This window comes from Nostoc sp. CCY0012 (assembly GCF_963920855.1).
Classification (GTDB): Bacteria; Cyanobacteriota; Cyanobacteriia; order Cyanobacteriales; family Nostocaceae; genus Cyanocohniella.
In genome coordinates this window covers 1-10,322 of record NZ_CAWUDM010000157.1, presented here as the reverse complement: position 1 = coordinate 10,322, position 10,322 = coordinate 1, and the positions used below count along the sequence as shown (strand labels likewise).

At 37.7% G+C, this 10,322-nt stretch carries 9 protein-coding genes and 1 pseudogene; 8 read left to right on the top strand and 2 right to left on the bottom strand.

Features of this window, described 5'->3' with window-relative positions:
* Window positions 1-53: 53 nt before the first annotated feature.
* A pseudogene (locus ACM0OS_RS26775) lies at window positions 54-548 on the top strand (TIGR02587 family membrane protein); the annotation flags it as partial.
* Window positions 545-943 (top strand): TIGR02588 family protein, encoded by a 399-nt coding sequence (locus tag ACM0OS_RS26770; protein WP_414546214.1) that lies wholly within the window; start codon window positions 545-547, stop codon window positions 941-943. The pseudogene ACM0OS_RS26775 and the gene ACM0OS_RS26770, both read left to right, overlap by 4 nt.
* 126 nt (window positions 944-1,069) lie before the next feature.
* Here ACM0OS_RS26770 and ACM0OS_RS26765 read toward each other — a convergent pair whose 3' ends face one another.
* Entirely contained in the window at window positions 1,070-1,810 is a 741-nt protein-coding gene (locus tag ACM0OS_RS26765; protein WP_414546213.1) for a type I restriction enzyme HsdR N-terminal domain-containing protein, read from the bottom strand.
* Window positions 1,811-1,906: 96 nt separating this feature from the next.
* Complete coding sequence (locus ACM0OS_RS26760) at window positions 1,907-3,916, bottom strand: hypothetical protein (protein WP_414546212.1); 2,010 nt, start codon at window positions 3,914-3,916, stop codon at window positions 1,907-1,909.
* A gap of 895 nt (window positions 3,917-4,811) precedes the next feature.
* Here ACM0OS_RS26760 and ACM0OS_RS26755 point away from each other — a divergent pair.
* The 6 genes from ACM0OS_RS26755 (at window position 4,812) to ACM0OS_RS26730 (ending at window position 10,283) form a co-directional block, all read left to right on the top strand.
* Window positions 4,812-5,312: a DUF2231 domain-containing protein gene (locus ACM0OS_RS26755; RefSeq protein ID WP_414546210.1), complete on the top strand. Its 501-nt coding sequence runs from the start codon at window positions 4,812-4,814 to the stop codon at window positions 5,310-5,312.
* A complete protein-coding gene (locus ACM0OS_RS26750) occupies window positions 5,309-5,914 on the top strand; it encodes a DUF2231 domain-containing protein (RefSeq protein ID WP_414546209.1) in 606 nt (201 codons plus the stop codon). The genes ACM0OS_RS26755 and ACM0OS_RS26750 overlap by 4 nt, the downstream gene beginning before the upstream one ends.
* A gap of 54 nt (window positions 5,915-5,968) precedes the next feature.
* The gene (locus tag ACM0OS_RS26745) at window positions 5,969-6,895 is read left to right on the top strand and encodes a cytochrome c oxidase subunit II (protein ID WP_414546208.1); all 927 of its coding nucleotides are present in this window, start codon (window positions 5,969-5,971) and stop codon (window positions 6,893-6,895) included.
* 12 nt (window positions 6,896-6,907) lie between these two features.
* Complete coding sequence (gene ctaD / locus ACM0OS_RS26740; RefSeq protein ID WP_414546207.1) at window positions 6,908-8,569, top strand: cytochrome c oxidase subunit I; 1,662 nt, start codon at window positions 6,908-6,910, stop codon at window positions 8,567-8,569.
* 47 nt (window positions 8,570-8,616) lie between these two features.
* Window positions 8,617-9,231 (top strand): cytochrome c oxidase subunit 3, encoded by a 615-nt coding sequence (locus ACM0OS_RS26735; RefSeq protein ID WP_414546206.1) that lies wholly within the window; start codon window positions 8,617-8,619, stop codon window positions 9,229-9,231.
* A gap of 263 nt (window positions 9,232-9,494) precedes the next feature.
* Window positions 9,495-10,283, top strand: a complete 789-nt coding sequence (locus ACM0OS_RS26730) for a DUF1868 domain-containing protein (protein ID WP_414546205.1) — start codon at window positions 9,495-9,497, stop codon at window positions 10,281-10,283.
* Window positions 10,284-10,322: the final 39 nt, after the last annotated feature.

Sequence of the window (10,322 nt, the reverse complement as noted above, 5' to 3'; positions counted from 1 at the left end):
ATTTTCTTTGTTATGTCAAGTTTTCTCTATACCAAATTAGATGAGCTTACCCTGCATTAGCCAACCAGGTTCTCCAAGAAGGAAATCAAAATAATTCAATATCAAGTACTCAGAAAGGTAACAAAAACAGCAAACATAAACAAAATGGTTTGTACGTCACATTTGCTGATTTAGGTGCAACTCTCATTGGTGCAATGGTGATTGCCTTTAATATTGCACCAACCGATGAAGTTCCTATGTTAGCATCTGCCATTTCACCCCCTTGGTTACTGGCGTTAATGGCTGCATCTCTAGTAATTTCCTACGCTATTGTCTTTCAAGCTGGTTTTTCAGACCAACAAAAACGCAGACAGCAAAAGGGGATTTTTCAGCGCCCATTAAGTGAAACTACCATATCTTATTTAGTATCTTTATTAGCAAGTGGATTAATGCTATTTTTTTTCCAAAAGGTAACTTTTGCAGACCCGTGGATGATGTGGTTAGAACATATTTTAATATTGGGATTACCTGCAACTATTGGCGGTGCAGCGGGTAGGTTAGCAATATGATGGAAGCAGAACCCAAACCAGAACGTTCTTTCGCTGAGTGGATAACATTCGGTATTTCTTTATCTATTCTCGTAGTTGTTATTGGCTTAGTAGGGTATATGTGGCTGAATGAAAAAAATCAACCTCCCATTTTGTCGGTGCATAAAAAACAAACGATTCGAGAAATTGATGGAAATTTTTATGTTCCCTTTGAAATAGTTAATACTGGTAGTGAAACTGCTGAATCAGTGCAAATTATTGCTGAGTTACAAATTGCTGATAAAGTTGTGGAAACAGGAGAACAACAAATTGATTTTTTATCGGATGGCGAAAAGGAAGAAGGAGCATTTATCTTTAGCCAAAATCCGCTTCAAGGGCAATTAATTGTGAGGGTTGCTAGCTATAAGTTGCCATAATTCAATTGAAAAACACAGACTATCCCAGTTTTAGGTAATTGCTCCTTTACTTAAACAGCGCTTGTACTATTTTGACATGATTCACAGTGGCGACGTGGCTATTATATTGAGATAACACACGGTTTTTTAATACCGAATCGCAATTAATTTTTCAAAATTAGAAAAATCAAAACTTTCATGCTTTTGGGAAGTTTGACCAGATATTTTATAATAAATGTTAGTATCTCTCACCATAAATGAACACCCTTGGATTTCGGCTAATTGGCTTTTAATTTTAAAAAAAATTGTATTAGTGATATATTTACCATATTTTTTAATTAGATAAATAAAGCTATTTAAATTTCCATTGTGAGCTTGTTCAAAATGGAATATATTATCATCGTAATTTGTATGATATTTTTGTAAAATCAACTCTTTAATATCTCTTATATTTTCAAGATAAGTAATTTCAAATTCATTGCCTTGTCTTGTAAAAGAAATAATTTCATGAAAATTGTACAAAATACCAATATTACATCCAGCGTTTGTTAGATATCTTTGTATCTGTCCATAATAATTTTGTAAATATATATCTTCTCGTTTAGTTTCTACAATTACTAATGGAGTTTGATAAGGACTAAAATTCGGATTTTGTTTTTTATATAATTCTATATCATGATTATTTGATTCAACTTTAATATTGACTTTATCAGGTAGTAATCCACTTTCATTAATCAAAAAATACAGAAAAAGTTGTCTAACAAACTCCTCTGGTCTGTTATTAAATGGTATTTCTATTCCTCGAATTAAACATTTTGTATACTTATGATTATATTTTTTGTAATATATATCTAGTTTATGCTGAATTTCTTGGTCTAGGTAAGTCATAATTAGTTGATAATCAAATCATAGTAGGTATAAAATATTAGGGACACAAGTATATTGCGCCCTAATTTATCTATTAACTGTGCAGTAAATAATTTTTTATTTTTGACCAAAGAAGCTAAGTATTTGAGTAACTAATTCATTCCAATATTTTTCAGATTTACTCTTAAAAAACTGATTAAAATTAATTTCAAATTCTAATTCTTGCTTAAATATTTCACATACATTTCCTGCAAAAGTTTCACCTTTATTTCTTTGCTTACCTTTTTCAGCAATTAATTCATCCCAAAAATCAGAATTATTTGTAGGTAATAATTGTCTAATAAGTTCTTCTTGAATTTCTGAACCTACATTATATATAAATTCATCATACAAAGCATAAAACTCTTTAATTAATTCAGGGATAAGAGTTTTTAAAGATTCATTTGCGGATGTCAAATTATATAAGATATTTTCCAATTCTTTTTTGACATCTTTTGTGAATTTTTTCAACATTTCATTTTCGTTGATTCCCTCTGCAACTACTTTCGCATCATAAAATATGTCTATATCTCTTGGTTCGTAATATCCAGAATTTCTATGTATAGCGTGTTTAGTATTCCATGCTTTATAAGTTGTACAATAATATTCAAGATATTGCTTAACAAAATCATCATATATAAAACTAGATACTCTTTTGCTCAAGTCGCGGACCTTTTCTATATCTTTAACAGCAGTTTCAATTGCTGTGATTTCTAAATCTGTTAAAGCATTACCATTTTTTATCTTGCCAAAACTTTCACTGATGTTGTTGATTTCATCAATTAAAATATTTTTTCTACGTTCTACTACACTTGCTATAGCTGCAATAAATTCGTTTTTGTCCGCCTGAACATCTGCTTCATCATAGATGTCATTTAACTTAACTATATCATCACGATAATAGCGTAGAGAATCATAAAATAAAATATTTTCGCCTAAAAAATCTAAGTTTAAATTTTTGAAAGTATTGATAATTTCTTCTTTTTTAATTTGAATCCCCAATTCCCAATCACCATCACTACCATTTGTTTTTTCAGGTTCATTTTTATGAGGTAGTACCAAAGTTACAAATCTATGATGAAATTCTTTTGATTTAGATGTTAGATGATAACCTATTAATTTACTGATATTAGTTTCAGGTGCATCAGTAAAGGAAGTGACAAAAAGACAAATGCTATCTTGACGATCAATATACTTCTGTAAGTCTTTACGAATTGGGTTTTCATCTAATCCTTTAGTATCAACTACAGAATCAAATTGAGATAAATTTGAACCGGATAAAACATCATAGCTTACATAAAGATATATCTTTTTAGGTATCGCAAATTCCTTAATTTGAACATTATTAATCTCCGCAAAAGTATTTTTGATCCATTCTTGTTCTGTGGCTTGATTGTTAAACTCAATCTGAGTAGAAATTCTATATTCAAGGTTTGCATTGTTCAATGCGGTCTTTTTAAAAACCTCTAATCCTGATTCTTGCAATAATTCCTTTGCTGGGTCAATTCTCACACTTTTATTTTTATCTCCATCAGAAACGGTTTTAGAAAATATATTGAATCCTATAATATTCCTAATAGCTCTTTCAATTTCTTGAGAAATAATTATTTTTTGTTCTGAGTCAGTATTTTCTTTATTAGCAATAGAATCACAAAAATCAAAAATGAGATTTTCCATCTCATTAACAGTATAAGGCTCTATTTCAATAGAACTTTTTTCGGCAGCTTTAATAATTACTTCACAAATAGTAGTTCTTCCTGCTCCAGTAGATAATAATTCTCTAGTTTCGATGACATCTTTATTTTTATCCTTGATTTTCTTAGAAACTTTGAAATCACTAATTAAATTAAATAAATGACAAATAGCTGTAGTTTTGCCTTTTCCAATAGTACCTACAAAAACAATTTTATATTTTTCTATATTAAGAATATTATTGATTTCTTCTAAACGTTCTAGTTTGGACTGCAAGTTATTAATACAAATATGCTTAATTATATTAATTTCAGATCCACTAGATATTTTGTCAATTTCACGTTTCAAGCTTTGTTGCAATCCAGTAATTTCGTCTTGCCACTGTATTGTTAACATACTGTTTACCCTGATAAAAGTGTAATAGATTTATATTTAATATGCCCATATGCTGTAAAGAACTAACAATATTTTCACAAAATCTGACTGTTTTTCTGTCCTGGGAAATTTTGAGTTGGTGCTACGGCTGGCTAATTAATTTTGTATGTCAATCAATAAGTATAAATGCTTATAAATTTAATTATTTGGGTGATACAAACGCACTTTTATGTATGTATTTAGTTAGTTATTAATGATACCCGACTTCTATCTACAGCCAGAAATAGCTTATTTTTAAATGGTGCGATCGCCTGGGAAATTGTAATCAAATCACAGTCAAGTTTAAAAAATGCCAATGGTATTGATTTAATTTGGTAATCCCAAGCTAAGGATGGTTAAAAGATATCCCAACTGTTCCTAACTAATGGAGTAACAAGCTTGAATTATTGATTTGTGATGTCAAACACAAATCAATAATTCAAGCTTGTTAACTCCTGCACATTTAATATCGTTTATATATGCAATATATGAGAAATAGCAAGATAAGTTACACTCCTAAACTATTTATTTGATTAATAAAAGCTTTTTTGAAAGTTTATCTTAATTTTTTTGACAATTAGTAAAAAAATCTTTAAGCTAAAAGATAGGTTTCACAAATAAAACAAACAACAGCAATTTTGTGAGATAAATTGAAAATCGCTGTTGTAAATTATCAGTATGAACAAATGCATTGAACTCAATCATTCAATATAAGTAGTAACTTCACCCCATTGAATTACAATCAGACCAACACTTGAGTAACCGGATTTTGCCGCGCGTAACTAAAAAATTCGGTCAAGTGCCAATAATTGTAGCGGTGTGAGTGGCTATTCATATTGACCAATGAGGTGCATATAGATATGTCCAGGAGAACACAATGCTTGAGTATCTGACATCTTTAAACGATCACAATTTGCCCTATCCAGATACAATGCATCCCATCGTTGTCCACTTCGTAATTGCGATGGTTTTGTTTGCATTTTTCTGTGATATATTAGGTTATTTCACTGGTAGAACTCATCTTTATGAAGTGAGTTGGTGGAATATGTTTGTAGCCACGATCGCCATCTTCGTTGCCATTATTTTTGGTCAGTTTGAAGCTGGCTTGGCACAACCTTACGACTTAGCTAAATCTGTACTAAATGTACATACATTAGTAGGCTGGTCGTTGTCTGGAATTATCGCGGCAATTACAGCTTGGCGCTATGTAATTCGTACCCGCAACCCTTACAAATTGTCGATTCACTATATGTTAGCCGGGTTATTTTTGACTGTGATTGTGGGTGTGCAAGTATATCTCGGTGATCAACTTGTTTGGGTATATGGACTGCACACAGTACCAGTTGTTGAAGCAGTCAAGGAAGGTCTTTTGCCATGAATAGTGAACTAATTGACCAATTAAGTAGCCAATTAGGCGCCAACGGATTACCTTATTCGATTCCCATTCATCCCAACTTAGTCCATTTGACTTTGGGTTTGTTCATTATTGGCATCACCTTTGATATTGTCGGGATGCTAGTTCCCTTGCAAACGTGGGTTTTCAAATTTTTTGCCATTTCTGTAGAACGTACCAACTTCTTTGATGTGGGTTGGTACAACATGGTAGGTTCCACCATCATTACTATTTTTACAGTCGCCGCAGGCTTCTATGAAATGCTGCTGGCTACACCACCAACTGATGTCAAGAGTGCCTGGGGAATGCAAGCAATGGAAACGATGCTTTGGCATGGCATCGGTGGCGTATTCTTGCTAGGACTAATTGTTGGCATGACCGTTTGGAGAGGATGGCAGCGCTTCATTTTGAGTCAAGACGGCGATGAAAAAGTCCAGTGGAGTTATCTGGCCACAGGAATGGCAATCATGTTCATCATGTACATCCACGGCACACTAGGCGCACAAATGGCTGCCGAATTTGGTGTACATAATACCGCCGATATCTTACTGAGATTGGGCGCAGACCTCAACACAACGCTCAAGTAACCAATGTTGGTCATTTTTGACTAATGACTAATGACTAACAATTAATCAACAACTATGAACGTCCGCAAGATTGGCAATATTTTCACCGTGTTTGTGGGTGGAATCATCGTGACTATCATCAGTCTTTGGATAGGCCAGCAAGCTTATTCTTGGCTTCCCCCACAAGCAGCCGCAGAATCTCAGCTAATTGATGATTTGATTAGCTTCTTAGTAACGCTGGGTGCATTTATCTTTTTGGGTGTGACTAGCACATTAATGTATTCCATAATTTTTCATCGTGCTAAAACAGGCGACTTCAGTGATGGCCCCCACATTGAAGGTAATGTCACCTTAGAAGTTGTCTGGACAGCCATTCCCATTATGTTAGTGCTGTGGATTGCTAGCTACAGCTACCAAGTGTACGAGCAAATGGGTATTCAAGGGCCAATGGAACTTGTGCATTTGCATAATCCTGTGGGTATGGAATCTGCTTATGCAGCCCCCAAAGATGAACCAGCCAACACCTTAGCTGAACCTGTAGAAAACATCGACGTACTGGCTAAACAATGGGCGTGGGTATTCCATTATCCTGAAAAAAATGTTACCAGTACCGAGCTACATTTACCAAGCGATCGCCGGGTACATTTGGCATTGCAATCAGAAGATGTGTTGCATGGTTTTTATATTCCGGCATTTCGTCTCAAGCAAGATATTATTCCTAACCACACAATTGACTTTGAATTTACTCCCATTCGTGTCGGTCAGTATCGACTCACTGATTCTCAATATAGCGGCACTTACTTTGCGACGATGCAAGCCAATGTCGTCGTGGAATCACCCGCAGATTACCAACAATGGCTAGCCCAAGCTGCAACCCAAAAACCCACTCCCGCCCATAATCAAGCAGCTTCTGAATATGCCCAAGCCGCTAGTCAGTCAGTGAAAACTGGTTGGACTACCGTAGCACCTGCGGCATCGCCTCTAGTCAATTATCCTGGTTAATAGTAACTCACCATGACACATATCCCTGTTGCAGGCATCAGTCACCCTGGTGAGAAGCCAGGTGCCTGGAAAGAATATTTCAGCTTTAGCACCGACCACAAGGTAATTGGTATTCAGTACCTTGTGACCTCATTTCTTTTCTTTCTCATCGGCGGTATCTTTGCAATGGTAATTCGGGGAGAACTCATTACCCCCGAATCTGACGTAGTTGACCGTACCGTCTATAACGGTATGTTCACAATGCACGGCACCATTATGCTGTTTTTGTGGACATTCCCCTCTTTAGTGGGTTTTGCCAATTATCTTGTGCCTTTAATGATTGGGGCGCGAGACATGGCCTTTCCTCGACTTAACGCCGTCGCCTTTTGGATGGTGCCGGTGGTTGGTCTTCTCTTAATGAGCAGTTTCTTAGTTCCTGGTGGCCCAGCCCAAGCCGGTTGGTGGTCTTATCCTCCAGTTAGTCTGCAAAACCCCACGGGTAACTTAATCAATGGTCAAGTGCTGTGGTTACTAGCAGTAGCCATATCCGGCGTATCTTCAATTATGGGGGCAGTTAACTTTGTCACCACCATTGTAAATATGCGCGCCCCAGGTATGGGCTTCTTTCGGATGCCTTTATTTGTCTGGGCAGTATTCAGCGCCCAAATTATCCAATTGTTTGGATTACCTGCACTCACAGCAGGTGCAGTTATGCTGCTACTTGACCTCACAGTCGGCACCGCCTTTTTCAATCCCAGTCATGGGGGTAATCCAGTTCTCTTCCAGCATTACTTCTGGTTTTACTCCCACCCTGCGGTTTACGTGATTATTTTACCCATCTTTGGCATTTTCTCGGAAATCTTTCCCGTTTACTCCCGCAAACCATTGTTTGGCTACAAAGTAGTTGCCATTTCATCAATGTTAATTGCCGTAGTCAGCGGCATTGTCTGGGTACACCATATGTATGTTAGTGGTACCCCAGGTTGGATGCGGTTGATTTTCATGCTGACAACCATGTTTGTCTCTATACCCACAGGGATTAAAGTATTTGCTTGGGTAGCCACCATTTGGGGCGGTAAACTGCGGCTAGATACAGCCATGCTGTTTGCCCTGGGTGCTTTAATCATGTTTGTGTTTGCAGGTATCACAGGTATTATGCTTTCCTCTGTACCTGTAGATGTTCACGTAAATAATACCTACTTTGTCGTCGGTCACTTTCACTACGTTCTCTTTGGTACAGTGACGATGGGCTTGTATGCAGCCATTTACCACTGGTTCCCCAAAATGACCGGCAGAATGTACAACGAAGGCTGGGGCAAATTACACTTTTGGTTAACATTCATTGGCACCAACCTCAACTTTTTGCCCATGCACCCCTTAGGGTTGCAAGGTATGTTACGCCGCGTCTCCTCCTACGCCCCAGAGTACGAATTTTGGAACATTATCGCTAGTTTGGGCGGCTTTATGTTGGGAATGTCCACCTTACCCTTCATCTTCAACATGGTAATTTCTTGGCTGCAAGGCGAGAAAGCACCTGATAATCCTTGGCGCGCCATTGGACTGGAGTGGATGGTTTCTTCACCACCCCCAGTAGAAAACTTTGAAGAAATCCCCATTATCATTTCTGAACCTTACGGCTACGGTAAATCAGATCCCTTAACAGCAAACAACCCCGCATTGAAAAACGCAGAATAGTTACCCCTTCGCGTTCCTCTGCGTTTACAAAAGGAGAATTCCCCACAATGGACAGTTCTATCAACTCCAACGAGTTGCAATTGCCTTCCCATCACACAAACGCTGAACACGGACACGACGAAGAAGGCAACAAAATGTTCGGCTTCATTGTCTTCCTCCTGTCCGAAAGCGTTATTTTTCTCAGTTTTTTTGCAGGATATATTGTCTACAAAACCACAACTCCTAACTGGCTACCAGCCGGAGTTTCGGGACTAGAAATCAAAGACCCTGCAATCAATACAGTTATTCTTGTTTCTAGTAGTTTTGTCATCTACCTAGCAGAACGCGCCCTACAACGCCACAACTTGAAGGGATTTCGTCTGTATCTCGCGGCCACAATGGCTATGGGCAGCTACTTCTTAGTAGGGCAGGGTATTGAATGGAGTCACCTAGAATTTGGCTTCACCTCCGGGGTATACGGTGGCATGTTCTACCTGCTAACTGGTTTCCACGGTTTGCACGTTCTCACAGGCATTCTGTTGCAGTTGATTATTTTTATCCGTTCTTTCTTTCCTGGCAACTACAAATCAGGCCACTTTGGTGTGAATGCCACCTCGTTATTTTGGCACTTCGTAGATGTGATTTGGATTGTTTTGTTTATCCTGATTTATCTTTGGCAATAATCTGGGTTCAGGTTGCTAAGATAAAGTTTACTAATAGCTCTCAGTGGTGTTTTATGCCCTGAGAGCTTTTTTTAGGTAATTACCCGGTTTTTTCACCTCTTCTCAAAGACTGAGCGTTGCTACATATCTACAAAAGTTTTGGTTTGATCTGAACTGTCTTGCTCTATCATCATCTTGAAAAAGCTAAATACTTTTGAAATCACTCTGTTAATGTGATTAAACTTCCCTAAAATCTATCCAGTGAGAGCGCGAGGCTACGAAGATTGGACGACAACTATCAAACTTACCTGAATCGGGTAGCAAGAATGACGCTGCCAGAAGCTTACAGATCGCAAATTCAGCACATCCAGGAATCTGCTAAGTTTCAATTGCAATCCGGATCTAGACAAGCTGCACCTTTTCCGGGGTATTCACTGATTACCCCACCTGCGGGAGAAGAAGCAAAAAATGCTCCTTTTCATACCCAGTTACAAGCTTACCAGCAGGAACTTTTGCAGCTGCCGGTGAACAGTGATTTGATTGTTCCTGTACCCCCTGCTAGCTTTCATCTGACTTTGGCAGACCTAATTTGGGACAGTGCCTATCGTCATGCTTGTGAAGAAAATCCCGAATTTGAACAAGAATTACGCCTTTGTTGTGCTGAAATCTTTCAGCAGTATCAACAATCCATGACAAACGGGGCTAATCCAATTCAATGGCAAATGTTGGGTTTGATTGTCATGCCAAGGGCTGTTGGGATTTGTTTAGTACCCAAAGATGAGCGCTGCTATGAGCAAATTATTCAATTTCGCCGCACAATTTATCAAAATCCGAAGTTAATGGCTTTGGGTATTGAGCAGCATTATCACTTTACAGCCCACGTAACCTTAGGCTATTTCGGGGAGGTGTCCTCAGATTTAGACCGGACAAACCTTAGTACCATGCTTTCCCAATTGAATCAGCAATGGTTGTTAAATTTTCCGGAATTTTTGATTCACCGCGTCGAACTGCGGAAATTTGACGATATGACGCACTATTATCGTGAACCGGACTGGCCGAGTTTGGAGTTTTAGTAAGTGACTGGGGATTGGGGATGAGGGGATGAGGGGATG